Genomic DNA, 23,440 nt, shown 5'->3' with positions numbered 1-23,440 from the left:
CCAAATCGAACAAGTACAAAAACGCCGATGACCATCACTGGCCATCGGCGTTTTCATACCTTGAAGGGGTGGTTCAAGCGTCGAATCAGAACGCCGGCAATACCGCGCCGTTGTACTTCTTCTCGATGAACGCTTTGACTTCAGGGCTGGTCAGGGCTTTGGCCAGTTTCTGGATCGCGTCGCTGTTCTTGTTGTCCTCACGGGCCACCAGGAAGTTCACGTAAGGCGAGTCAGCGCCTTCGATCACCAGCGCATCCTTGGTCGGGTTCAGCTTGGCTTCCAGCGCGTAGTTGGTGTTGATCATGTCCAGGTCAACTTCGTTCAGAACGCGTGGCAGCAGCGCCGATTCCAGTTCCTTGAACTTGAAGTTGTGCGGGTTCTTGGCGATGTCTTTCGGGGTGGCAAGAGCGTTTTTCGGGTCTTTGAGCTCGATCAGGCCAGCCTTCTGCAGCAGGATCAGGGCACGACCGCTGTTGCTGCCTTCGTTCGGGATGGCGATGGTGGCGCCGTCCGGCAGTTCAGCCAGGGTTTTGTACTTTTTCGAGTAGCCACCGAACGGTTCAACGTGGACGCCCTGCACGGTCACCAGATACTTGGATTTGTCATCCTTGTATTTGCCCTGGTTGAAGCTGTTCAGGTACGGCAGGGTCTGGAAGTAGTTGGCGTCCAGACGCTTCTCGCCCACCTGTACGTTTGGCTGCACGTAGTCAGTGAAGACTTTGATTTCCAGATCCACGCCTTCTTTGGCGAGGGTCGGTTTGATCAGCTCAAGAATTTCAGCGTGCGGTACCGGGGTCGCCGCGACCACCAGTTTCTCGCCAGCCTGGGCCAGACCAGCAGTCAGAGCAGCCGCCAATGCGGTAAACAACAGAACCTTTTTCATGCAGTGTCCTTATCGAGAATCACGATCGCGGATGGCGACGGCTATTAATACGAGTGCCAGTGAAGTGCTATCTCTGGCGTGAAGCGGACAATACCGGGATTTTTTATTCCCGGACAATAACGTTTATTCACGTTGATATTCCATTTTGTTCATACAGATCAAAACAGCTACAACCGTTGGCTTAATTCAATCAGCAAATCTTTCAAGGCCTTACGCTCATCAACGCTGCCGCCGATGTGGGTCTGCGCCACCAGTCGTTCGATCTGCAGGTGCGGGCCAGACGCTTCGGGCAGGTTCAGGTGTTCCGGGAGGATTTCATCGCCGGTGCTGACCAACAATGCAAAGTGAATGACGTTTTCCAGCTCGCGGGTATTGCCCGGCCAGCTGTGGCGCTCCAGCAGGTGTTGCGCCGCCTCGCTGATCAACGGCACAGGCAGGTCGAGGCGCTGGCTGTAGATGCCGAGGAAATATTCGGCCAGCGACAGGATGTCGCCGATCCGCTCACGCAGCGCCGGCAGTTCCAGTTGCCCTTCGCTGAGGTAATGGTAAAGCCGTTCGTGGAATTTCCCTGCGTCCACCGCTTGCGCCAGATCGATACTGGTCGCCGCCACCAGCCGCACATCCACCGGGCTCGGCTGATGGGCGCCAACGCGGGTGACTTCGTGGTTTTCCAGGGCGGCTAGCAATTTTATCTGGATCGGCAGCGGCAGGTCGCCAATCTCGTCCAGATACAGGGTGCCGCCGTTGGCCGAACCGAACCAGCCGGCGCGGCTGCTGGCCGAGCCTGTGTAACTGCCGGCAGCATAGCCAAACAGTTCGGCATCGGCGTAAGTCGGGCTGATCGCGCCGCAATTGACCGAGACGAACAGCCCGCTGCGATCACTGGCGCGGTGGATGTGGCGGGCGAGCAACTCTTTACCGGTACCGGTCTCGCCACGGATCAACACCGAGATTGCTCGCGGCGCCAGGTGCTCCAGCTCCTCGCGCAACTGGCGCGAACGTGGATCGACGAAGACCAGCGCCTTGGCGCGGATGCTCAGGGGACTTTTTTCCGCATCGGGAAAGGTCAGCAACGGCTGACCGAACGTTTCAACACTCATGGCAGACTCCCGCCCAGAACCGCCGGGAGACGGGGGCGATCAAAAAGAAAAAATACAACTCAAGCGCGACGCCGGGCGTGGTGTTCCAGGCGGTTTTGCAGGCGATAGAGATAAGCGAACCCCTGCTCCCAACGCTGATGCCCGGACTTGACGTTGATGTGCCCGGCCCCGGCAAGAATCCCCGCCTCGGCGCCCCAGTGACGCGCCAGTTCCAACGCGCGCGGGGCGCTGACGGCGGCGTCGTTGTCGGAGGCCACGACCTGGCTGGGGAACGGCAGCAGATCGCTCGGGATCGGTGCGAAATTGCGCAGCGCCGGCACGCAGGTCGGGCGCTCGACATCTGCCGGCGCGACCAGCAACGCACCGCGCACCTGACGCAGGTATTGCACGGGCGCGGTGGCAGCCCAATGCGCAACGGTGACGCAACCCAGGCTGTGGGCGATCAGGATCACTGGCGCGCTGTCGGCGGCAATCGCCTCGGCCAGCGCGGCAACCCAGTCCTCACGGCGCGGCGTCAGCCAGTCGGCCTGCTCCACCCGAGCACTGTTGGGCAGGCTGTTTTGCCAGTGGGTTTGCCAATGATCTTCTGGCGATCCTTGCCAGCCCGGCACAATCAGATAGCGGATTGATTCGTTGCGCATGGGGGAGCTCTCCTGCGTCGTGTCTGTTCCTGATCGAGTATAGGGACGGGATTTATATTCGTTAAGGAATAAGAAGCTATTTGTTAAGACTCATAATGCATATGTAACGCCCAACCTGTGGGAGCGGGCTTGCTCGCGAAAGCGGCGGATCAGTCAATTTGACTGCAACTGACAAAACGCCTTCGCGAGCAGGCTCGCTCCCACAGTCGCTGGGTGGTGAAGGTCTTTTTGCGGGATAAAAAAAGGGCCGCACCCTGCCAAGGAGACGGCCCCGGAAAAACGAAAATCTTTTCACCGCGCAGTGATCACCGACAGCTTGGTAATCCCCGCCCGTTCAATCGAAGCCATGGCCCGTGCCACTTCGCCGTAGTTCACGCCATCGTCGGCCTGCAGTTGCACACGCACTTCCGGGTCTTTCGCCTTGGCTGACTTAAGATTGAATTCCAGCAGATCCGGCTGAATTTCATCCTTGTTGATAAACAGTTTGCCGGCGCCGTCGATGCTCACCACCAGCGGATCTTTCTGCTCCACCGGTGCTACCGCTTCGGTCTTGGGCAGGTTGATCGGAATCGCGTTGGTCAGCAGCGGCGCGGTGACGATGAACACCACCAGCAGCACCAGCATCACATCCACCAACGGCGTCACGTTGATCTCGCTCAGCACCTCGTCGCTGTCTTGCGTGGAGAAGGCCATATCAGGACGCCTCCTTCACTTTTGCCGCGTTGCCAGGTGCCGCCACCTTGTTTGCAGTCGGGTGGATCAGCACGCGGAACGCACTCTTCTGCGCCAGGCTGTAGAAGTCGTGGGCGAAGTCATCCAGATCCGCGGCGGTCAGTTTCAGACGCCGCAAAAAGTAGTTGTAAACCAGCACCGCCGGCACCGCGACGGCGATCCCCACACCCGTGGCGACCAGTGCCGCGCCAATCGGGCCGGCCACGGTTTCCAGGCTCGCCGAGCCGGCTGCACTGATGCCTTTCAACGCTTCCATGATCCCCCACACCGTGCCGAACAGACCTATGAACGGCGAGGTACTGCCAATACTCGCGACCACCGCCAGACCGGTTTCCAGCGAACGGCGTTCGCGCACGATCTGCTGACGCAAGGCGCGCTCCAGTCGATCCTGATGGTTGATCGCCTGGCTCAGGTCATTGGCCTGCGGTGCTTCGCCGACCTGGATCGCCGCGTAACCGGCCTGCGCCACCCGGGCTGCAGCGCCAGGCTGGGTTTCGCTCAACTCGGCGGCGGAATCCAGACTCGACGCCGCCCAGAAGCGTTTATGAAACTTGCGATCCTGCGCCTTCAGACGACCAAACTGCACAGCTTTGAGCAGCGCCAGCCCCCAAGTGGCGACGGAAAAAACCACCAGCAGCCAGATCACCGCGCTTTCGATGGATTCCAGTGGAGATGCCAGTAACGTCATGATGTGTTCCCTCGTGTGTGGGAGCCGGGCTTGCTCGCGATGACGGTTCCAGACACACCGCGAGAATAAAGCCGGCTGATTACCAATTAATGAATCTTGAAATCGATGGGCACGCTGACCCAGCCGTCCTGGGCAACATCACCCTGCTTGGCCGGGACGAAGCTCCACTGCTTGACCGCGCTTAGCGCCGCATCGTCGAGTTGCTGCCGACCGCTGCTTTTCTGAATCTGGATCTCGCCCGGTTTGCCATTGGCCAACACGTGCACCCTCAGCATCACCGTGCCTTCCCAACCGCGACGCTGGGCCAGCGACGGATATTCCGGCGCCGGGTTCTTCAAATACGCGGCGTTGGCCGAGGCCGGCGTCACCGGCGCCGGGGCCGGTGGTGCGGGTGGCGCTGGCGCAGCGACCGGGGCTGCCGGTTGCGGCGGCGCGGGGGGTTGCTCCACGGCTTTGGGTGCCGGCTTCGGCACCGGTTTGGCCACCGGTTTCGGCTTGGGTTTGGGGATCGGTTTGGGCGGTGGCGGCTTCACGGCCAACTCGTCTTCAACCGGTGGCGGCGGCTCGACCACCGGAGCCGGTGGCGGCGGTTCAACCACGGGTGGTGCAGGCGGCGCCGGCCGCGAGAACTCGATGGTCATCGGCGGAATTTCCGGCGGCACGATTGGCAGCACCGGCGTTGGCTGCTGGTTGATCCAGTAGATCACCGCAGCGTGCACCAGCAGCGCCAGCACCCCGAGCAGGATCGCTTCGCGTCGGCTCAGAATGCCCTTGGGCGCACGCTGCAAACGCAACTGCCCCAACGGCACACGATGAGGCCGGCCAAGATCGACCAATTCGCCACTCGGTGCCTGGCGCCACAGCAATTCCTGTGCGCTGGCGGCGGTCTGGACATTGCCCATTGATTCACTCCCTGCGGTCTCTTTTGCGAAGTACCCGACCGGCCGCCACCTGTATCCCCCGTGCGACCGGTCGTTGGGTGAATCATTGGAGCAATCACTTATCTCCGAAAGTAACTTTTATTGATGTGTTTAGATGTTTATTGAATATGAATTCTCAGCAATCTCCGCGAGGCCCCGGCCTGCAAGGGCTTGCGCCGCAACGCAAATTTACAATGCTTTTCAAGCATGAAAAATATTCGGCCAAGGCATGCGAAAACCGTTTAATCCGGGCTTTTTCAGGGTGCTTGTCGGACAAACTCAAGGCCGGTCAACGCGACCTCTCCGGCCAGGTCGGCAGCGCTGCCCATTGCCCGCAGGCGTGCATAGGACTGGTCAGGCGAGAACATCACCCACGCTTGCCCCGTACCATCGGCCATCAACGTGCTGAACGTGATGGCAACCGCGCCCGTTGAAAAACCATGCCTGAAATGAAAGTTGCCGAATGCGAGTGGGTAATCGATCCCGGACACAGACAGAGTGCCGGTGAAACTGCCGGTGCGATCATCGCCCTCGGTCAGGGTCAGGGTCGTTTCGGAAGGCTCGTGGCGATAAACGCCGTTGATCGTGGACATGTGTAGCATCCTTGCTGGGTTTAGTTTGAAGGGCGAGGCCTGAAGCAGGCGGCGCTCAGGCATTTCGAACGAAGTCACCCGGCAGACTGCTGACCGCACCGTCGTAAGTGACGTGCACGCAATGCCCTGTCAGTTCGTGGGTGCCACGGCTGGGTGAAAACAGCGTCAAGGCGAAGTAGCCATGATCCTGATGAGCCGCAATGAGCGTGACCACCGTCGGTGGCTGATAGCCGTTGAGGCTGGCATAACGGCCATCGACGATGCCGTAGTTGATGCCTTGGTGATGCAGCGTGCCGGCGAAGATTCCGGTGCGATCATCGGAGTCGACAATCGTCAGAGAGGGACCATTGTGAGTGTTGGAATAAAGTGCGTTTTGCATCTAAAGCGTCCTGATCGAATGATTAAGTTCACAGTGAGCTTAGAATCAAGCATGAGTAAACTCTGTCATCCACTGGAAGCACGACCGACATGAAAACGACTTATTTCATGTAAGAAAAAAGCCGCCCAGCTTAAATAGCTGGGCGGCTTTTTTACACAAAATTACTGTTTAATAAACTCTCCTGCCAGACCAACAACATCACCATCAAAATTATTGCGTGAACCCACCGCACGCACTTTCGAGTAATTGTGATCGGGTGAGAACAATGTCCAGGACTGATAGCCAGTGCCATCATTCAGAGCCGTGAACGTGATGATCGTAGGCTGCCCGGTGCTGTTCTGGAAATGGTAATGCCCGTAAGCGATGTCGTAGTTCACGCCGTTCTGGCTGAACTTGCCGCTGAAGGTGCCGTTGGAGTCGTTGCCATCGGTAATCGTCAGTTTGGCGCCAGCGTTAGCGTTTATATAGTTGCCATTAATGCTCGACATAACGAGATTTCCTTTATCGTTGGATAAGTGTCTTCCGATGAGAGCAAGTTTCCTCCTGGAAACTCACGACAATCAGGATGGTTCGGCATTCACTTATTGTCCACGCGACTTTTCAACGAAATTGCAATAAGCGCTGCCCAAATCACACATAACTTATTGCCATTCATTCGAGCATTAATTCCTTTTCAACTAACGACTGGCGCTTGTCTGTTGCACGGCCGATGCCGGAGCAATGACGGCGCTCTCAGAGCGCGGCGTGCCCGCCGGCACCCAGTCGTAACTCACCGGCAAGGCGCGATAGACCCAGTTGCTGATTGCATCGCTGCCTGGCGCCTTGCCCAGGTAAGGGCTGACGTATTCCCAGACGTTTTCGCCGTTGGCCGTCACCTGGAAAAACCGCCCGTTCATGCCTTCGTCAATCAGCGTATTGCCATTGGGCAAACGTCGCGCGCTGCTGATGAACGAGCTGTAGAACGCCCACCCCGGCTGCTTCGAATTGGCGGCGCTGTACTGCCAGACGATCTGGTTTTTCTGCGGATCGATTTCCAGCACTCGCGACCCGGAAATCAACCCCAGCGTAACGTTCGGATACCCCGCCGAACCCTGGTTGTCGAACACCAGCAGATTGCCGGCGCCGGGCAGTCCTGCCGGGATGATGTGCGCATCATGCTGACCGACAAACTGGTCCACCGGACGCGGCAGTTTTTGCGCGGTTTTCGGGTTGATCAGCGGCAGATTCGGACCGAGGCGCCAGACCACTTTGCCGCTGTGTTTGTCGATGATCGCAATGAAGTTGGCGTTGCGCGAATCGAGCAGCAGGTTGTCCGGATTGAAGCGTTTATCGCCGGCATCGAACCACTTGTTCGGCCCGACCACACTGAGGTTGTTGATGTGCAGGTAATCCGGATTGTCACTGGCGCGCACCAGTTTCAGTTGCTCCGGGGTGAAGCCGAATTCGCTCAGGTGTTCCGAGGCCAACCATTGCCATTTCACCGCACCGTCAGGGCTGACTTCATAGATCGCATCGTCGATCACCTCGGGTACTTTGAAGCCCTTGACCTGGTGCACCTTGTTCGCCAGCACGACGGTGTTGCCGTTGCTCAAACGACGTTGATCATGATGTTGTTGCGCCGCGCCACCAGGGGCCTTGTCGCCCCACTGCCAGATAACTTTGCCGCTCCAGTCCAGCTCGCCGACGCTCTGGTTGCCCAGGCCGTTGCCGGCCGAACCAAGCTTGCCCGGATCCTTGTCGCTCAGTTGCAGCAGCACATGCCCGCGCTCGCCACCGACCAGTTGCGGGTCGATGATTGCCGACGGAAACCCCGCCTGCGGCCAGGTTTTAACCTCGTTGCCATTCATGTCGATCAGGTGCGTCTGCTTGTCGGCGCCACTGAAGATCACGTACTGATTGAACGCCTTGTTCGGGTCGTAGCGGGTAACGCCGGTCGGGTACACGCTGGGCGCGGCAAACGCCCCGCTACTGAGTACCGCGCCGGACACCAACAGCGCTAAAGCGGTTTTGCCTGGCAACATGATGCAGCTCCTTGAACGATCAAATCAGAAGTCGTAGCGACCGGTCACGCCCAGGGTGCGCGGCGTGCCGAGCAGGCCTTCGTAGCCGCCATTGCCGCCGGTCCACAGGGTCGTGTAATAGGTTTTGTCGAAGGCGTTTTTCAGCCACAGCGAGACGTCCCACTGTCCCTGATGGAAATCGCCGCGCAGGCCGGTGGAGAGATTGACCACCGCGTAACTCGGGATCTGCCCGTAGTCGGAATCCTCGACCGTGCCCACTGCTTTGGAGCGGAATGCGTAGCTGCCGGTAACGTAGGGTTGCAGTCCGTTGGCCAGATTCCATTCGTATTTGCCGTTGGCGTTGCCAATCCATTTCGAGGCACCGACGACCTGGTGACCGCTGAGGTCGCAAGAGGCCGGCGCACCTGGTGCCTGGCTGACTTCAGGTGGGCATGGTGCATCCTTGTACGAGAGGTAGCTGACGTCGTTGTACGAACCGTTGAAGTTCAGCGTCAGGCCGCGCAGCGGGATCACCGTGCTTTCAAACTCGACGCCGCGCGAGCGCACGGAGCCGGCGTTGGTCAGGTACTGCACACGATTGACGTCGTCGTAGGCGTTGGTCTGGTAGGCGTTGACTTGGGTCCAGAACAGGTTGGCGTTAAGCTGCAGACGGCGGTCCCACAGGGTGCTCTTGAAGCCGAGTTCGGCGTTGTTGGCGCGCTCGGTGCCGATCAGCAGCGAGTCGGCGCCGGCGGTTGGCGCAGACCCCACGGCAAGGTTCACCCCACCGGATTTTTCACCGTGGGACAGGGTGGCGTAACCGAGCAGATCATCGGTGATGCGATAGCTGAGGTTGAGCAACCCGGACGGGCTGGAGCTGTACTGATTGAGATCGCCGGAATCGTAGGCACCGGCACGGCCGCGTCGTGCGGTGGCCGCTGCGCCGCTGACAGCAGCGCCACCGACGGGTGCATCGCGGGTGACCCAAGCGTTCTTCTCTTCATAGGTGCCGCGCACCCCGGCGGTAAAATCCAGACGCTCGGTGAGGTGCCAGGTGCCTTGGGCAAACAGCGCGAAACTGTCGGTCTTGATGTGGCCGTTGCCGACGCTGCCGACATTGGCCAGGGCACCGCGCGGCGTGCCATTCCAGATGTCGGCCTGCGGCCCGTAATAGGCGAAGGATTTGTTGTCCAGATCCGAGCCGAAGTAGTACGCGCCGACCACATAATCGAAGAACTCGCCCTTGGGCGAAGCGAGGCGAAATTCCTGCGAGTACTGTTTGTCTTCCACCGAGACACCGGCGTTATAAGTCGCCGCGACGTTGAGGCCATCGTCGTTGGCCGGGGTGAAATTCCAGAAGCGGTAGGAGCTGATCGAGGTCAGGGTGAAGTCGCTGGGCAACGTCCAGTTGGCCTCCACCGACGTGCCGCCCTGATGCACGGTGACGTGCTGGTCGTTGTCCAGATTGACCTTGCGGTGCGAACCGTTGACCAGCGTCGCACCGGCGGCGTTGGCCCGCGATTGATAGAGGTTGACGCCGTTGATGGTCGGCCCGGTGTTGTACAGCACGCGGGTACCGGCGCTGGAATCCTCTTCGTTGTAGTCACCGATCCAGCGCAGATTGAAATCTTCGTTGGGCTTGAACAGCAACTGCGCACGGAAACCGTCGCGCGATCCGCCATTCAGATCATGGCCGTTGTACTCGTTCTTGATGTCGCCGTCGCTGCGGGTGCGATAGGCCGAAAAGCGTCCGGCCAACTGATCGTTGAGCGGCCCGGAAATCGTGCCCTTGGTCTGGAAATAGCCATCCTCGCCGACCGAGGTTTCGATGCTGCGTTCCGGCGTGAATGTCGGCGCGCGGGTGCTGATGTTGATCACCCCGGCGGTGGTGTTCTTGCCGAACAGCGTGCCCTGCGGCCCGCGCAGGACTTCGAGCTGTTCGATGTCCATCAGGTCGAACACCGCCATTCCCGGGCGACCCAGATACACGTTGTCGATGTACAGGCCGACGCTGCCTTCCAGCCCGTCACTGGCCGGGTTGTTGCCCAAGCCGCGAATCGACACGCTGGACTGGCGGGCGTGCATGTAGGCGACGTTGACGCTGGGCACCAGCTGCTGCAAATCCTGAATCCGGTAGACCCGCTGCGTCTCCAGGGTCTGGCCGCTGACCACGCTCATCGGCGTCGGCACGTCTTGCGAACTTTCTTCGCGACGGCGGGTGGTGACCGTCACGGTTTCCAGTTGCGAACTGTTGGCCGCCGGCTTGCCGGCCGGCGCCGATGGCGAAGTTTCAGCGTCGGCGGCGTAGCTGTGTGTCCAGCTGGCGCTGCCCGCCAGCAACAAGGCCAGAGGCAGGCGTTTGAGCCGTCGTGGCGTTAAGGGTGACGCAAGGTTCAACGGACTCATGGCGCGGCTCCTGGTCAAAAAACACACAGACATCTTCAGTGCTGCATATTCTTTTCAGTTATTTATTTATGGATTTACAAATATTTACTGCATAAGAGATTGCCTTTATAAGGAGTCGACCTAATGCATATCCAATGCATTTCCCGGATATTTTTTATGTGAAAAATGCATATCGACTTGCGCCAGTTACGACACTTCATCGCCCTCGCCGAACAACGCAGCTTCGTCGCTGGCGCGCAGGCGGTGAACCTGTCGCAATCGGCGTTCAGCCGCAGTATTCAGGCACTGGAGCACAGCGTCGGCTGCCAGTTGGTCGATCGCGGGCGTAAGGATTTGCCGCCAACGAAACAAGGCCAGGTGCTGCTCGAACATGCACGGCGACTGGTCAGCGGTGCGCAGCAAATGGCCAACGAGATCAATCAGTTCAATGGCCTGGAGGCCGGTGAGCTGCGCTTCGGTTGCGGCCCGGCGCCAGCGGCCGGATTGATCCCGCGAGCGATCGGCGCGTTCATCGGGCGTTATCCGAAGGCGCGGGTGCAGTTTCAGGTCGATGACTGGCAGAGCCTGAGCAAACGCCTACTCAACGAGGAGTTCGAATTCTTTGTCGCCGACACCCGGTACTTCGAGGCCGATCCGGATTACCTGACCTATCGATTACGTCCGCGCAAATGGCATTTCTGTTGTCGTGCCGGGCATCCGCTGGCCACTTGTGAACGGGTCACGGCCGAGCAACTGATGAGTTATCCACTGGCGGTGAGCATCCGTCCGCCGAACCTGCGCAAGGTCATCGTCGATCTCAGCGGCCGCCCGGACTTCACGCCCAATGTGGAATGCGAAAACAGTTCCAGCCTGCTCAGCGTTGTTTTGCGTTCGGACGCGATCGGGATCGTTGGCGCGTACTCCGATGCTCTGCATCAGGCCAAAGGTGAGTTGGTGTGCTTGAAGATCGAGGGCCTGGCGGATGATCTGGAGGAGCTGTACACCCGTTATGGGATTGTCAGCCGCGCGGGGTATCGGTTGTCGCCGCTGGCGGAGGCGATGATTGAGCAGATCAAGGCGATTGATGCGGTGGATGATGAGGTGTGTTCGCTGGAGAATTTTGCCGTCTGAGCGACCGCCTTCGCGAGCAAGCCCGCTCCCACATCTGGATGTGCGTACGCCTGTGGGAGCGGGCTTGCTCGCGAAGGCGTCGTCACAGACACCGATGCATCCACTGCATAAAACCCATTCCCCAAATGCACTTGCCGAACACCCCCGCCGAAAGCGAAAACCCTCGCCTGTCTCTCTGACCGGTGAACCCCATGTCCAACCCGCCAAACCCCGTGCGCAACGTGCTGTACATCATGTGCGATCAACTGCGCCGCGATTACCTGTCCTGCTACGGCCACCCGCATCTGCACACGCCGAACATCGATCGCCTGGCCGCCGCCGGCGTGCGCTTCAGCCATGCCTACACCCAAGGCACGATCTGCGGGCCATCGCGAATGTCGGCCTACACCGGGCGCTATGTCAGCAGCCACCAAGTGGCGTGGAACGCCGTGCCGTTACCGCTGGAAGAACTGACGATCGGCGACTACCTGCGCCCCCACGGCATCCGCACCGCGCTGGTCGGCAAGACCCACGCCACGGCCAATGTCGACGCGCTGCAGCGGCTGGCGATCAACCCGGACAGCGCGCAGGCCGAGGTGCTCAACGAGGTCGGCTTCGAACCGTACTTTCGCCACGACGGGATCTTCCCCGACGACCCGCTGTTCGACGCCAAACGCGAATCCGCGCCCTACACCCATTACCTGCGCGAGCAGGGCTTCGACGGGCGCAACCCCTGGCACGACTGGGCCAACGCCGCCGAAGGCGAGAACGGCGAAATCCTCAGCGGCTGGCAGATGCGTCATGCGCATTTGCCAGCGCGAATTCCCGAGCAATTTTCAGAGACTGTCTACACTACAAATCGAGCCATCGACTTCATCGGTGAGCAAGGTGACAAATCCTGGTGTTTGCACCTGTCCTACATCAAACCGCACTGGCCCTACATCGTACCGGCGCCATACCACACCTTGTACAGTACGAAATCGATTCTCGAACCGGTCCGCGCGACGCCCTCCGAAGCCAGCAAACACCCCGTATACACGGCGTTTCGCCAGCATGAGGAAAGTCTCAACTTCTCCCGTGACTCAGTACGATTGAACGTAATCCCCACCTACATGGGCCTGATCAAGCAAGTGGATGATCAGCTCGGGCGGCTGTTCGATTTTCTGCAGAGCAACGGCCGCTGGGAGGACACGCTGATCGTGTTCACCAGCGATCACGGCGACTTTCTCGGTGATCACTGGCTGGGCGAGAAGGAGTTTTTGCTGGAGCAGGCGGTGGGCGTGCCGCTGATCGTGCGCGATCCTCGCGCGGCGGCAGACATCACTCGGGGCACGGTGGATGAGCGCCTGGCGGAAACCATCGACGCGTTGCCGACGTTTCTGCAGGCATTGGGTTTGCCAAAGGCCGAACATCGACTGGAAGGGCGCTCGCTGATCCCGCTGTTGCACGGCGAAAATCCTGAATGGCGCCGCTATGCAATCAGCGAATACGACTACGCCTTTCAAGCCCCGGCACGTGAGCGGCTCGGCCAGCCGATCGACCGTTGCCGCATGACCATGGTGCGCAGCGACCGCTGGAAATACCTGGCGTACGACGGCTTCCGGCCACAGTTGTTTGACCTGCTGAATGATCCGCAGGAGCTGCGTGATTTGGGCGAAGATCCGGCGTACGCGGCGGTGCGCGAGGAGCATGCGGGGTATTTGTTTGAATGGGTGCGTGGGTTGAAGCGGCGCACCACGATCAGTCATCAGGAGATTGATTCGCGCGGGCAGCGGTTTCGATATGGGGAGCCGGAAAGCGAGAAGGTGGTGCAGATCGGTGTCTGGTAATTAAAAGCTTCGCGAGCAAGCCCGCTCCCACAGGGTTATGTGTTGTTCACATCCATTGTGTTCCACACATTCCCACTGTGGGAGCGGGCTTGCTCGCGAAGAGGCCCGATCAGACGCCGACGAGCTCGGCACCTTTAATCGTTTGACTGCGCTGCCCCGAAGCCCCAACCGGCACTTCACCCTTGAGCGTCACCCGCCGCACGATGCGATCCTGGGTGCCGTAATCATCAATCGCGTAATGCTGGGTCGAACGGTTATCCCAGATCGCCACGTCACCGGCCTTCCAGCGCCAGCGCACGGTGTTTTCCTGACGAATCACGTGGCTCTGCAACAGCCCGAACAGGTGCGCCGAATCAGCCTGCGAGTAACCCTTGATACGTTTGACGAAATGCCCCAGCAGCAAGCTTTTTTCGCCACTGATCGGATGCACACGCACCACCGGATGCTCGGTCTCGTAGACGGTCGAGGTGAAGATTTTGCGATAGCGCTCGAGCTTCTCCGCCGACACGTCCGGCTTGGCCCCGGCGTAGTCGTATTCGTTGCTGTGCACGGCGACCAGTTTGTCCGCCAGTTCACGCAGCTCGCTTGGCAGTTCGTTGTACGCGGTCGCAGTGTTGGCCCACAGGGTGTCGCCACCGAAGGCCGGGGCCACCACCGAGCGCAGGATCGAGGCTTTCGGGTAGGCGTCGACGAACGTCACGTCGGTGTGCCAGGAGTTGGCGCGCTGGCCCTCGGCGCCGTCCAGTTCCAGCAGATAACGCGTGCCCTCACGCACCGGCACAGTTGGATGCGCCACAGGTTCGCCGAGCAGATGGGCGAAGGCTTCCTGGCGCTGATCGTCGAGTTGGGTCTGCTCGCGGAAGAACACGACCTTGTACTGGATCAGCGCCTGCTGAATGGCTTCGACCGTAGCGGCGTCCAGCTCACCGGACAAGTGCACGCCACGAATCTCGGCGCCGATACGACCGGCCACCGGATGGATTTCCAGCGCGTGGACAGCGGGTTTTACAGCGAGTGCGGCATTGCTCATGGGTAGACCCTCATCGACTGCTTGCGGTTGGGCGGCAGCGAAACATCGCTCTATCTATATTCCATTTACATCTAATAGATATTCACATGCTTCGTTGACGGAATAAGAGCTTGCATTTAAAACCTCAAGCAACCCTCGTCGCAAATGCCTTCGAGCTATTTTTAGGATGCCGGAAAAGCATATGGATCTTCGCCAGTTGCGTTACTTCATCGCCCTCAACGAACACCGCAGTTTTGTCCGTGCGGCGGACGCGATGGGCATCACCCAACCGGCGTTCAGCCGTAGCATTCAGGGGCTGGAGCAGGAGTTCGGTTGTGTGCTGGTGGATCGCGGCAACAAGGATCTGCGCCCCACGCCCGAGGGCCAGGTGGTACTGCAACACGCCCTGAGCCTGGTGCAGGGCGCCGCGCTGCTCAGTGCCGAGGTGACGCAGATGACCAAGCTCGATGCCGGTGAACTGCACTTCGGTTGCGGCCCGGCGCCGGCAGTGAAACTGGTGCCCGATGCGGTGGCGCAATTCGTCAATGCGCACCCGAAAGTGCGCACCTGTTTTCAGGTGGATAACTGGGAAAAACTCAGCCGCGCGCTGAGCCGCGAGGAAATCGAATTCTTCATCGCCGACATCCGCCATTTCGAGGCCGACCCAAACTTCCAGACCCAGGCCCTGACGCCCAAGCGCGGGGTATTTTTCTGCCGCCCGGGGCATCCGTTGCTGGCCAAGGAAAGTCTGTCGACCAACGACATGTTCGATTACCCGCTGGCGACCACGCTGATCCCGCCGGGCATCCGCAAACTGCTGGCGAACCTCAGTGGCAGGATCGATTTTTCGCCGACCATCGAGACCGAGCATTTCCCGGCACTGGTGAAAGTGGTGCTGCAATCGAATGCGATTGGCGTGGGCACGGAAGAGGCGTTCGTCGAGGACATTGCCCAGGGTTCGCTGGCGCTGCTGCACTGGCGCAACCTGCCGCAGAATCTGGAGAGCATGAATGCACGCTGCGGGATTGTCAGTCGCACCGGATTCAGGCTGTCGCCGGCGGCGCGGGCGATGATCGAGACGTTGGTGGCGGTGGATAAGCAGGAGGTCAGCGTCGCGGTTTAGGGCCCTTTCGCGAGCAAGCCCGCTCCCACAGTTGGAATGCATTTCCAGGTGGGAGCAAGCCCACTCGCACAGTTGGAATGCATTTCCAGGTGGGAGCGGGCTTGCTCGCGAAGAGGCCCCACCAGACGACGGAGATTCAGAGCTTGGCTGCCGCCAATTCAGGCGCCACCCAATCGCTGACCTTGAACGGCCTGCGAATCAGCTTCTGCTGCGCCGCCAGGTCCACCGAGTCCTGCAATTTGCCGAGGAACACCGGGTCCAGCGTCGACGGGAACACTTCGCTGAGTTTCTGATCCTGCAGATCCTGCGACAGGATCACCGGTGGATAACTTGCCAGCCCCGACACCAGTTGCACATAGGCCTCCTTGTTGCTGTCCTGGGTCAACCACTCCACCGCCTGCTGCTGCGCCTTGAGCAGTTTCGCCACGACTTCCGGATGCCCGTCGACAAACTTGCCGGCCCCCACCAGCACCGACTGCACGCTGCCGGCGCCGCCCAGGTCTTTGGTGTTCAGTGGCAATTCCGCCAGCCCCTTGGCTTGCAGCGCCGTCAGCCCTGAGCTGCCCCACGACGCGTCGATCTGTTTGGCCGCCAGTGCCGCGACCGCGCCGCTGAAGTCGAGGTTGATCACCTTCAAGTCCTTCTCGCTCAAACCCTGGCTGGCCAGTGCCGCGTCAAACGACAACTGCGTGGCGGTGCCACGGAAGATCGCCACGCGCTTGCCCTTGAGATCCTGCAAGGTCTTGATCCCCGAACCCGGCACCACGCCCAGATACTGCTTCACCCCGCGCGCACTGGCGCTGAGCAGACGCGTATCGAGACCGTTGGACTTGCCGATGATCGCCGCCAGATCGCCCAGATACGCCAGATCGACCTGCCCGTTGGCGAACGCCTCATTGATCACCGGCCCGGCGCCCTTGAAGAAACTCCACTGAATCTTGATGCCCTGATCGGCAAAGGCCTTTTCGAAGATCTGCCGATCGCGCAGCACGTCCACCACGCCGCCACCGCTGTGCTGGGTGCCGGCGCTCAAGTCGGGCACGGCGATCCTGATTTCCTTGAGTTCGTCGGCGTGCGCGGTAAAGGCCAGCAGCCCCGCCAGCGCCGGGATGGTCAACAGGCTGAAGACACGTTTGAAGGGAAGGTTCATGGGTACGGCTCCTTGATCACGACGGGCGTTGAGGAGCCGAAAGTAGGCCGAAGCAGGACCTTCGCTTAAATACTATAAATGCACATTTTTATATCTTTTTACGCTAAGCGAGAAAAAACGCGGCTTGCAGCGGCCTATGCATTAACAGCATCGAAAATATTCTTCGAATGCATTGGATGCGCATCGCTCTGGAGGCCTTAAATGGTCTTGCTTATCTCTTAATAGAATTGATTTGAATTTTATTAGACCAATTTTGCATACACCGCTAACCCACTGCGGGAGCAGGCTTGCTCGCGAAGAGACCGTGTCATCCACCATCACTGGCGCCTGACACTCCACCTTCGTGAGCTAGCCCACGCCCACACCCGCACAGCGGTCAGCCATGCAACCCGACAACGGAGGTCACCCATGGCCCGTGATTCCCTGCTCAGCCTGTCGCTGCCTGCGCCGCCGCTCAAACGTCGGCGGGCGTGGCCAAGCCTCAACCAGCGTCTGTTGCCCTGGCTGCTGCCGATCAGCCTGTTCACCCTGTGGTGGCTGGCGGCGCGCAATCAATGGATGAGCGAACAGATCCTGCCGGCGCCATCACTGGTGTGGAACAGCGCCATCGAGCTGTCCCAGGGCGAGTTGTGGAGTCATCTGTGGATCAGCCTGCAACGCCTGCTCTGGGGTTTGCTGGCAGGCATATCCACTGGGGCAGTTCTGGGTGCCGCGCTGGGTTTCAGCCGGCGCCTCGAACGGCTGGTCTTTCCGACGTTCGCCGGTCTGGCACAGGTGCCGACGCTGGCGTGGATTCCGCTGTTCATGGTGTTTTTCGGCATCGGCGAAGTGCTGAAACTGGTGGTGCTGATCAAGGCCATCGTGGTCCCGGTGACCCTGCACACACTGGTCGGCGTCCGTGATGCACAACCGAAACTGCGCGAAGCCGCCGCCGTATTGCGCCTGCCGTCCTATCTGCTGATCCGCCGCCTGATGCTGCCCGCCGCACTGCCGGCATTCATGGCCGGCGTGCGCCTCGCTCTGGCCGCTGGCTGGACTTCATTGCTGGCGGTGGAGCTGCTGGCGTCCAGCGAAGGCATCGGCTACCTGATGGTCTGGGCGCGGCAACTGTTCATGCTCGACATCGTGTTCGTGTGCATCGTAGTCATCGGCCTGCTCGGCGTGGCGATGGATCGCGGCATCGGCTTGCTCGACCGCAAACTGGTGCGCTGGCCGCACCCGGCCACCGCAGAAATCCGCCGAGGCCCGCGCTATGAAGGCTGGCAACGTCTGCAACCGTGGCTGTTGCCGCTGGGCCTGATTGGCGTGTGGCAAGTGGCGAGCGATCAGCAGTGGATCGACGCGAACATTCTGGTCAGCCCGGTGGCAGTGCTGGAAACGACTAAAAACGGCCTGCTCGACGGCACGTTGATCAGCGGCATGGCCTTGAGCCTCGGCCGCACCGTCGGTGGATTGTTGCTGGGTGGCGGACTCGGTTTCGCCCTCGGCCTGCTGCTGGGCCTGTCGCGCACCAGCGAACGGTTGCTCGGCCCGACACTCGCCGCAATCCGCCAGATCGCGATTTTCGCCTGGGTGCCGCTGCTCACCGCGTGGTTCGGCCTGGGTGAACTGTCGAAGTGGGTGTTCGTCGCCCTCGCCGCGTTCTTCCCGCTGTTCATCGCCACCCAACGCAGCGTCGCCAACCTCTCGCCGCAACTCAATGAAGCCGCGCAGGTGCTACGCCTGAGCCTCGGCCAGCGCCTGCGCCGTCTGGTGTTGCCGGGCGCAGCACCGGGGATTTTCGCCGGGCTCAGGCTGAGTCTGATCTACGCCTGGCTCGGCACCATCGGCGCCGAATATTTCATGCCGTCCAACGGCGGCATCGGCAGCCAGATGATCGGCGCCCAACAGCTGCTGCGCATGGACCTGATCATGGCCGGAATGCTCCTGGTCGGGCTGACCGGCGCCCTGCTCAACCTTGTTGGCCAACGCCTGGAAATTCGCGCCACCCGCTGGAGACACGCATGAACGCACCGATTGTCAGTTTCACCCACGTAGGCAAATCCTTCGACGTCGACGGTTTCGAACTGGAGGCGATTCGCGAATTCAATCTGGACATCACCGAGGGCGAATTCGTCGCCATTGTCGGCTCCAGCGGTTGCGGCAAATCCACCTTGCTGCGTTTGCTGGTGGGCCTCGACACGCAGTTTCGCGGGCAGATCACGGTGGATGGCAAAGCCGTCAGCGGCATTGGCGGCGAACGCGGCATCGTGTTTCAGGAACACCGTTTGTTTCCGTGGTTGACCGTGGCCGACAACATCGGCCTGGGCCTGGTCAACGAGCCACTGGCTGCCGCCGAAAAGCAGCGGCGCATCAACGATTTCATCGAGCTGGTCGGCCTGCGTGACTTCACCCGCGCCTATCCACACCAGCTCTCTGGCGGCATGGCGCAGCGCGTGGCGATTGCTCGCGGGCTGGTCGCCAGCCCAAGGATCCTGTTGCTCGACGAACCCTTCGGCGCGCTCGACGCACTGACCCGCCAGCAGATGCAGGACGAGCTGCTGGCGATTCGTGCCCGGGCGAAAATCACCACGATTCTGGTCACCCACGACGTCGAGGAAGCGATCTTTCTGGCCGACCGCGTGGTGGTGATGGAGCCGCGTCCGGGACGGATCAAGCAAGTGGTCGAGATTGCCCTGCCGCATCCGCGCCAGCGCAGCAGTTTCGACTTCCATCAGCTGCGCGAAGAGCTGCTGCACGAGCTGACCAGTGACGACCATTACCAACCGAGCGTACCGGTGCAGATCCGCGATCTGCCGCTGTCGTTCATTGCCTGTTGAGAGGAGCTTTATCGATGCCGCAACGTCCCAATTTTCTGGTGATCCTGGCCGACGATCTCGGCTTCTCCGACCTCGGTGCCTTCGGCGGCGAAATCGCCACGCCGAACCTTGATGCCCTGGCCAGCAACGGCCTGCGATTGACCGATTTCCACACCGCGCCAACCTGTTCGCCAACCCGTTCGATGTTGCTGACCGGCACCGATCACCACATCGCCGGCATCGGCACCATGGCGGAAACCCTGACCCCGGAGCTGATCGGCAAACCGGGTTACGAGGGCTACTTGAACGACCGCGTTGTCGCCCTGCCCGAGCTGCTGCGCGAGGCCGGTTACCAGACGTTGATGAGCGGCAAATGGCACTTGGGCTTGAAGGCTGAACAGGCGCCGCAGGCCCGTGGTTTCGAGCGTTCATTCTCGCTGCTGCCGGGAGCGGCCAACCACTACGGTTTCGAGCCGACTTACGATGAGCACACCCCGGGCCTGCTGAAATCGACCCCGGCGCTGTACATCGAAGACGACACATTCCTCGACGAATTACCCAAGGACTTTTACTCGTCGGACGCCTTCGGCGACAAGCTGCTGCAGTACCTCAAGGAGCGTGATCAGAGCCGGCCGTTCTTCGCCTATTTGCCCTTCTCCGCACCGCACTGGCCGTTGCAGGCGCCGGCCGATATCGTCGAGAAATACCGTGGCCGCTACGACTCAGGTCCCGAAGTGCTGCGCCTGGAACGCCTGGAAAAACTCAAAACCCTCGGGCTGATCGAGCCCGACGTCGAACCGCACCCGCTGATCCAGCTGAGCGCGCAATGGGATGCGCTGAGCGCTGAGCAAAAACAGATTTCCGCACGGGCGATGGAGGTCTACGCAGCAATGGTCGAGCGCATGGACTGGAACATCGGCCGGGTGGTCGATTACCTGCGCCAGCAAGGGCAACTGGACAACACCTTCATTCTGTTCATGTCCGACAACGGAGCCGAAGGCGCGCTGCTGGAAGCCTTCCCCAAGTTCGGCCCGGAGTTGATGACCTATCTGAACCAGCACTACGACAACAGCCTGGACAACATCGGCCGGGCCAATTCCTACGTCTGGTACGGGCCGAACTGGGCGCAGGTGGCCACCGCGCCGTCACGGCTGTTCAAGGCCTTTACCACCGAGGGCGGGATTCGTGTGCCGGCGCTGCTGCACTACCCGCAACTGCCAATCAAAGGGCAGATCAGCCACGGCTTTGGCACGGTGATGGACATCACTCCGACCATCCTCGACCTGGCCGGCGTACGCCACCCGGGCAAGCAATGGCACGGCAAACCGGTGGCGCCGTTACGCGGTAAATCGTGGCTGGGCTTTTTGTCCGGCGAGACGGCGCAGGTGCATGACGAGCACACCGTCACCGGTTGGGAATTGTTTGGACGGCGGGCGATTCGGCAAGGGTCGTGGAAAGCGGTGTGGATCCCCGGGCCGGTGGGGCCGGCGACCTGGCAGCTTTATGATCTGGCGAGTGATCCGGGGGAGATTCATGATCTGGCGTTGAGTCAGCCGGATCGGCTCAGCAGCTTGATCGGACATTGGCAGCAGTATGTGGAGGAGACCGGGGTGATTCTCAGTGCTTCGCCGTTTCAGCCGGATTGAGGTTGCCTGATCTGACGCCTTCGCGAGCAAGCCCGCTCCCACAGTTGGAATGCGTTCCCCTGTGGGAGGAGACCGGGGTGATTCTCGGTGCTTCGCCATTTCAACCGGATTGAGGTTGCCTGATCTGACGCCTTCGCGAGCAAGCCCGCTCCCACAGTTGGAATGCGTTTCCCTGTGGGAGCGGGCTTGCTCGCGAAGAGGCCCGCAAACTCACCCATCAAGCCCTGGCAGTGCGCACCTCTTCCTGCACCACTTCATCCCGACGAACAAACCGGTTCGCCCGCCCAAACGTGCCGAAATCATTGAACCGCACCCCCATCTCACGCATCACTTCATGCGCCACCGGCACCGTCATCTGGCGAATGTAGAACGGTTCCTTGACCACGAAATGGTGAATCCCGTGGCTGCTGCCGAAGTTGAAGCAAAAGGCCTGCAGCGGCCACAACCACCACGGATTCAGCACCTGGCATTGCTGCAGCACATTGCCTGGCTCGACGTCACCGTAGTAATGCATGTTCGAACTGATGAAGTGCAGGCAAAACGTGCGCAGCACGTTCGGGCCGATGATCACCACCGCCGCGATGTCGATCACTTGCATGACCGACAGCGTGGTCGCCGACCATTCAATCGGCGACCCCACGAGATAGGCGATGCCATTCGCCGCATGGAAGCCGAGAAACACGTACCACGCGCCCCAATGCACCAGCGCCAGCGGCGCGTAAACCTTCAAGCTGCGTTTGATGATGCTGATTTTGTGCGCCCAGGTTTTCGCCCGCAGCATGCGGATGAACGCCGACATCACGTTGTCGCCGACCATCAGCAACCGGGCAAAGCCCCACGGTTCGCCGTTGGTGATCGCGCGTTCTTCCATGTCGGTTTCAGTGCCGGAGACCTTGTGATGATTGAGATGCAAGTGCCGGCGAGTCCACGGGTTGATCGTGCTGGGCCGCGCCAGCCACACCAGGCCCATCATCAGATTGTGCGGCACGCGCTGTTTGCGGAAGTACATGCTGTGGATCAGGTCGTGCTCCAGCTCATGGGTCAACGAGGCGAAAAACGCATTGAGCAGCAAGCACACCCACCACGCCATGTGGCCAGTGATGTAGAGCGCTGCCGAACCGATCATCCCGACCAGGGCAAAGGCCAGAATCCCGGCGCCCAGCGCGTCCTGATACAGCAGAATCGGGTAGCGCTCGCGCAACTCGACACCCTTGGCCAGCACCACTTCGCGAATATGCGCTGATCGCTGGGCAGCATTGTGTCGCTGGGGGCTTGCAGAAGTACGGTCCATGCTTCCATCCTCTGGTTATCGATGTTCGCATCCTGCCCTGTGCATTTGCAGAACACGCTAGCCGAGAACGCCAACCTGTTGACCGGAAGCGCCAATCAGCATGAAGGAACCGACCTCCCTCGCCAGCTGGACCCGTGCCTTGCGCAAGCAACTCGATGCGCTGGGGCTGGACAGTATTGGCCTGTGCCAACAGGCCGGCCTCGATCCGCAGTTGATGGATGACCCGAACGCGCGTTACCCGTTATCCGGCACCACACGCCTGTGGGAGCTGGCAGTGCAGTTCAGCGGTGATCCGGCGATCGGCCTGCGGGTCTCGCGGTTCGTCAGCCCGACCACGTTCCATGCGCTCGGTTATGCGCTGGTGGCCAGCGGCAGCCTGCGTGAAGTGTTCGAGCGCATCGTGCGTTATCACCCGGTGGTCAGCGATGCGCTGGAGCTGGAACTGAGCCGCAGCGACGACCGTTATCTGTTTCGTCTGAACATTCCGTCAGGTAATCCGGCGCCGGCCTTCGAGGCCATCGATGCCTTTGCCGCGATCTACGTGCGCACTTGTCGAAATCGTCTGGGCCGCGACTACGCGCCGCTGGCGGTGTACTTGCGCCGCCCGGAACCGTCCGATGCGCACCAATGGCACAAGGTATTTCGCGCGCCGGTGCATTTCTCCTCCGCCGAGGACCGCCTGGAGTTCGCCCTCGCCGACTTCGACAGCCACCTTGACGACGCCAACCCGGAATTGGCTGAACACAACGAAGCGGTGCTCAAGCGCACCCTGGCCCAGCTCAAACCGCTGACCTGGGAGCGCAAGGTGCGCGACGCCATCGAAGAGCAACTGCCCGAAGGTGAGCCCGGTGCCGAGCGCATCGCCCAGGCGTTGCACCTGAGCCTGCGCAGCCTGCAACGGCATCTGGCGGATGAAGGGTGTCGCTTCGACACGTTGCTCAACGAGAGCCGCGAAAACCTCGCGCTGCTGCACCTGCGCGATCCGCAGTGTTCGTTGAGCGAGGTCAGTTATCTGCTGGGGTTTGCTGATACCAGCAGTTTCAGTCGGGCGTTCAAGCGCTGGACCGGGATGACGCCGGGGCAGTTTCGCGATCAGTTGCGCTAACCAATATTTGTGGGGAATTCACGGGCCTCTTCGCGAGCAGGCTCGCTCCCACAGGGGA

At 60.5% G+C, this 23,440-nt stretch carries 21 protein-coding genes; 7 read left to right on the top strand and 14 right to left on the bottom strand.

Annotated elements, in window-relative coordinates:
* Window positions 1-85 precede the first annotated feature (85 nt).
* The 11 genes from AC1UK9_RS01250 to AC1UK9_RS01200 form a co-directional block, all read right to left on the bottom strand.
* Window positions 86-883 carry a MetQ/NlpA family ABC transporter substrate-binding protein gene (locus tag AC1UK9_RS01250; protein ID WP_025111017.1) on the bottom strand — a complete coding sequence of 266 codons (798 nt, stop codon included), beginning with the start codon at window positions 881-883 and terminating at the stop codon, window positions 86-88.
* 167 nt (window positions 884-1,050) lie between these two features.
* Complete coding sequence (locus AC1UK9_RS01245) at window positions 1,051-1,983, bottom strand: sigma 54-interacting transcriptional regulator (RefSeq protein WP_482579080.1); 933 nt, start codon at window positions 1,981-1,983, stop codon at window positions 1,051-1,053.
* A 59-nt stretch (window positions 1,984-2,042) separates the two neighbouring features.
* Window positions 2,043-2,624, bottom strand: a complete 582-nt coding sequence (locus AC1UK9_RS01240) for an alpha/beta hydrolase (RefSeq protein ID WP_473014138.1) — start codon at window positions 2,622-2,624, stop codon at window positions 2,043-2,045.
* Between the two features lie 291 nt (window positions 2,625-2,915).
* Window positions 2,916-3,317, bottom strand: coding sequence for an ExbD/TolR family protein (locus tag AC1UK9_RS01235; RefSeq protein ID WP_003220570.1), 402 nt, complete (start codon window positions 3,315-3,317; stop codon window positions 2,916-2,918).
* Between the two features lies 1 nt (window position 3,318).
* Complete coding sequence (locus AC1UK9_RS01230) at window positions 3,319-4,044, bottom strand: MotA/TolQ/ExbB proton channel family protein (RefSeq protein ID WP_025111020.1); 726 nt, start codon at window positions 4,042-4,044, stop codon at window positions 3,319-3,321.
* Between the two features lie 86 nt (window positions 4,045-4,130).
* Entirely contained in the window at window positions 4,131-4,946 is an 816-nt protein-coding gene (locus AC1UK9_RS01225) for an energy transducer TonB (protein ID WP_482579079.1), read from the bottom strand.
* A gap of 275 nt (window positions 4,947-5,221) precedes the next feature.
* On the bottom strand, window positions 5,222-5,557 hold the full coding sequence (locus AC1UK9_RS01220) for a hypothetical protein (protein WP_482579078.1): 336 nt from the start codon (window positions 5,555-5,557) through the stop codon (window positions 5,222-5,224).
* A 55-nt stretch (window positions 5,558-5,612) separates the two neighbouring features.
* Window positions 5,613-5,936, bottom strand: coding sequence for a hypothetical protein (locus AC1UK9_RS01215; RefSeq protein WP_473014135.1), 324 nt, complete (start codon window positions 5,934-5,936; stop codon window positions 5,613-5,615).
* A 161-nt stretch (window positions 5,937-6,097) separates the two neighbouring features.
* Complete coding sequence (locus tag AC1UK9_RS01210) at window positions 6,098-6,424, bottom strand: hypothetical protein (protein WP_473014134.1); 327 nt, start codon at window positions 6,422-6,424, stop codon at window positions 6,098-6,100.
* Window positions 6,425-6,613: 189 nt separating this feature from the next.
* Entirely contained in the window at window positions 6,614-7,957 is a 1,344-nt protein-coding gene (locus AC1UK9_RS01205) for an aryl-sulfate sulfotransferase (RefSeq protein WP_473014133.1), read from the bottom strand.
* 24 nt (window positions 7,958-7,981) lie between these two features.
* Window positions 7,982-10,342 (bottom strand): TonB-dependent receptor, encoded by a 2,361-nt coding sequence (locus AC1UK9_RS01200; protein ID WP_482579077.1) that lies wholly within the window; start codon window positions 10,340-10,342, stop codon window positions 7,982-7,984.
* Window positions 10,343-10,507: 165 nt separating this feature from the next.
* Here AC1UK9_RS01200 and AC1UK9_RS01195 point away from each other — a divergent pair, with 165 nt between their 5' ends.
* Together AC1UK9_RS01195 and AC1UK9_RS01190 are read left to right on the top strand one after the other, a co-directional pair.
* Window positions 10,508-11,452 (top strand): LysR family transcriptional regulator, encoded by a 945-nt coding sequence (locus tag AC1UK9_RS01195; RefSeq protein ID WP_025111027.1) that lies wholly within the window; start codon window positions 10,508-10,510, stop codon window positions 11,450-11,452.
* Between the two features lie 191 nt (window positions 11,453-11,643).
* Window positions 11,644-13,260, top strand: a complete 1,617-nt coding sequence (locus tag AC1UK9_RS01190; protein ID WP_482579076.1) for an alkaline phosphatase family protein — start codon at window positions 11,644-11,646, stop codon at window positions 13,258-13,260.
* Window positions 13,261-13,369: 109 nt separating this feature from the next.
* On the opposite strand, the gene AC1UK9_RS01185 is transcribed toward AC1UK9_RS01190, so the two are convergent.
* A complete protein-coding gene (locus AC1UK9_RS01185; RefSeq protein ID WP_025111029.1) occupies window positions 13,370-14,290 on the bottom strand; it encodes a TauD/TfdA dioxygenase family protein in 921 nt (306 codons plus the stop codon).
* Window positions 14,291-14,471: 181 nt separating this feature from the next.
* On the opposite strand from AC1UK9_RS01185, the gene AC1UK9_RS01180 reads away from it, so the two are divergent.
* Window positions 14,472-15,392, top strand: a complete 921-nt coding sequence (locus AC1UK9_RS01180; RefSeq protein ID WP_482579075.1) for a LysR family transcriptional regulator — start codon at window positions 14,472-14,474, stop codon at window positions 15,390-15,392.
* 136 nt (window positions 15,393-15,528) lie between these two features.
* On the opposite strand, the gene AC1UK9_RS01175 is transcribed toward AC1UK9_RS01180, so the two are convergent.
* A complete protein-coding gene (locus AC1UK9_RS01175) occupies window positions 15,529-16,542 on the bottom strand; it encodes an ABC transporter substrate-binding protein (RefSeq protein ID WP_482579074.1) in 1,014 nt (337 codons plus the stop codon).
* A 408-nt stretch (window positions 16,543-16,950) separates the two neighbouring features.
* On the opposite strand from AC1UK9_RS01175, the gene AC1UK9_RS01170 reads away from it, so the two are divergent.
* Genes AC1UK9_RS01170 through AC1UK9_RS01160 form a run of 3 tightly spaced genes read left to right on the top strand, consistent with a single transcriptional unit; the run spans window position 16,951 to window position 20,986 of the window.
* A complete protein-coding gene (locus AC1UK9_RS01170) occupies window positions 16,951-18,549 on the top strand; it encodes an ABC transporter permease (RefSeq protein ID WP_482579073.1) in 1,599 nt (532 codons plus the stop codon).
* Window positions 18,546-19,361 carry an ABC transporter ATP-binding protein gene (locus AC1UK9_RS01165; protein WP_482579071.1) on the top strand — a complete coding sequence of 272 codons (816 nt, stop codon included), beginning with the start codon at window positions 18,546-18,548 and terminating at the stop codon, window positions 19,359-19,361. Before AC1UK9_RS01170 ends, AC1UK9_RS01165 begins: the two co-directional genes overlap by 4 nt.
* A gap of 14 nt (window positions 19,362-19,375) precedes the next feature.
* Complete coding sequence (locus AC1UK9_RS01160) at window positions 19,376-20,986, top strand: arylsulfatase (RefSeq protein WP_473014128.1); 1,611 nt, start codon at window positions 19,376-19,378, stop codon at window positions 20,984-20,986.
* Between the two features lie 217 nt (window positions 20,987-21,203).
* Here the strand turns inward: AC1UK9_RS01160 and AC1UK9_RS01155 are convergent, their stop codons facing one another.
* Complete coding sequence (locus AC1UK9_RS01155; protein WP_482579069.1) at window positions 21,204-22,277, bottom strand: fatty acid desaturase; 1,074 nt, start codon at window positions 22,275-22,277, stop codon at window positions 21,204-21,206.
* A gap of 100 nt (window positions 22,278-22,377) precedes the next feature.
* Between AC1UK9_RS01155 and AC1UK9_RS01150 the strand changes: the two genes are divergently transcribed.
* Window positions 22,378-23,382 (top strand): AraC family transcriptional regulator, encoded by a 1,005-nt coding sequence (locus tag AC1UK9_RS01150; protein ID WP_025113390.1) that lies wholly within the window; start codon window positions 22,378-22,380, stop codon window positions 23,380-23,382.
* Window positions 23,383-23,440: the final 58 nt, after the last annotated feature.

The sequence above is a fragment of the Pseudomonas sp. AK-TSAG1-1 genome (genome assembly GCF_056821665.1).
Note: the sequence above shows the minus strand (reverse complement) of the source record. Positions and strands in the feature narration are given on the sequence as shown.

What these genes read in the sequence shown, in the direction of transcription:
- AC1UK9_RS01250 (WP_025111017.1), bottom strand. Translation starts at nt 883, where the DNA reads ATGAAAAAGGTTCTGTTGTTTACCGCATTGGCGGCTGCTCTGACTGCT.
- AC1UK9_RS01245 (WP_482579080.1), bottom strand. Translation starts at nt 1,983, where the DNA reads ATGAGTGTTGAAACGTTCGGTCAGCCGTTGCTGACCTTTCCCGATGCG.
- AC1UK9_RS01240 (WP_473014138.1), bottom strand. Translation starts at nt 2,624, where the DNA reads ATGCGCAACGAATCAATCCGCTATCTGATTGTGCCGGGCTGGCAAGGA.
- AC1UK9_RS01235 (WP_003220570.1), bottom strand. Translation starts at nt 3,317, where the DNA reads ATGGCCTTCTCCACGCAAGACAGCGACGAGGTGCTGAGCGAGATCAAC.
- AC1UK9_RS01230 (WP_025111020.1), bottom strand. Translation starts at nt 4,044, where the DNA reads ATGACGTTACTGGCATCTCCACTGGAATCCATCGAAAGCGCGGTGATC.
- AC1UK9_RS01225 (WP_482579079.1), bottom strand. Translation starts at nt 4,946, where the DNA reads ATGGGCAATGTCCAGACCGCCGCCAGCGCACAGGAATTGCTGTGGCGC.
- AC1UK9_RS01220 (WP_482579078.1), bottom strand. Translation starts at nt 5,557, where the DNA reads ATGTCCACGATCAACGGCGTTTATCGCCACGAGCCTTCCGAAACGACC.
- AC1UK9_RS01215 (WP_473014135.1), bottom strand. Translation starts at nt 5,936, where the DNA reads ATGCAAAACGCACTTTATTCCAACACTCACAATGGTCCCTCTCTGACG.
- AC1UK9_RS01210 (WP_473014134.1), bottom strand. Translation starts at nt 6,424, where the DNA reads ATGTCGAGCATTAATGGCAACTATATAAACGCTAACGCTGGCGCCAAA.
- AC1UK9_RS01205 (WP_473014133.1), bottom strand. Translation starts at nt 7,957, where the DNA reads ATGTTGCCAGGCAAAACCGCTTTAGCGCTGTTGGTGTCCGGCGCGGTA.
- AC1UK9_RS01200 (WP_482579077.1), bottom strand. Translation starts at nt 10,342, where the DNA reads ATGAGTCCGTTGAACCTTGCGTCACCCTTAACGCCACGACGGCTCAAA.
- AC1UK9_RS01195 (WP_025111027.1), top strand. Translation starts at nt 10,508, where the DNA reads ATGCATATCGACTTGCGCCAGTTACGACACTTCATCGCCCTCGCCGAA.
- AC1UK9_RS01190 (WP_482579076.1), top strand. Translation starts at nt 11,644, where the DNA reads ATGTCCAACCCGCCAAACCCCGTGCGCAACGTGCTGTACATCATGTGC.
- AC1UK9_RS01185 (WP_025111029.1), bottom strand. Translation starts at nt 14,290, where the DNA reads ATGAGCAATGCCGCACTCGCTGTAAAACCCGCTGTCCACGCGCTGGAA.
- AC1UK9_RS01180 (WP_482579075.1), top strand. Translation starts at nt 14,472, where the DNA reads ATGGATCTTCGCCAGTTGCGTTACTTCATCGCCCTCAACGAACACCGC.
- AC1UK9_RS01175 (WP_482579074.1), bottom strand. Translation starts at nt 16,542, where the DNA reads ATGAACCTTCCCTTCAAACGTGTCTTCAGCCTGTTGACCATCCCGGCG.
- AC1UK9_RS01170 (WP_482579073.1), top strand. Translation starts at nt 16,951, where the DNA reads ATGGCCCGTGATTCCCTGCTCAGCCTGTCGCTGCCTGCGCCGCCGCTC.
- AC1UK9_RS01165 (WP_482579071.1), top strand. Translation starts at nt 18,546, where the DNA reads ATGAACGCACCGATTGTCAGTTTCACCCACGTAGGCAAATCCTTCGAC.
- AC1UK9_RS01160 (WP_473014128.1), top strand. Translation starts at nt 19,376, where the DNA reads ATGCCGCAACGTCCCAATTTTCTGGTGATCCTGGCCGACGATCTCGGC.
- AC1UK9_RS01155 (WP_482579069.1), bottom strand. Translation starts at nt 22,277, where the DNA reads ATGGACCGTACTTCTGCAAGCCCCCAGCGACACAATGCTGCCCAGCGA.
- AC1UK9_RS01150 (WP_025113390.1), top strand. Translation starts at nt 22,378, where the DNA reads ATGAAGGAACCGACCTCCCTCGCCAGCTGGACCCGTGCCTTGCGCAAG.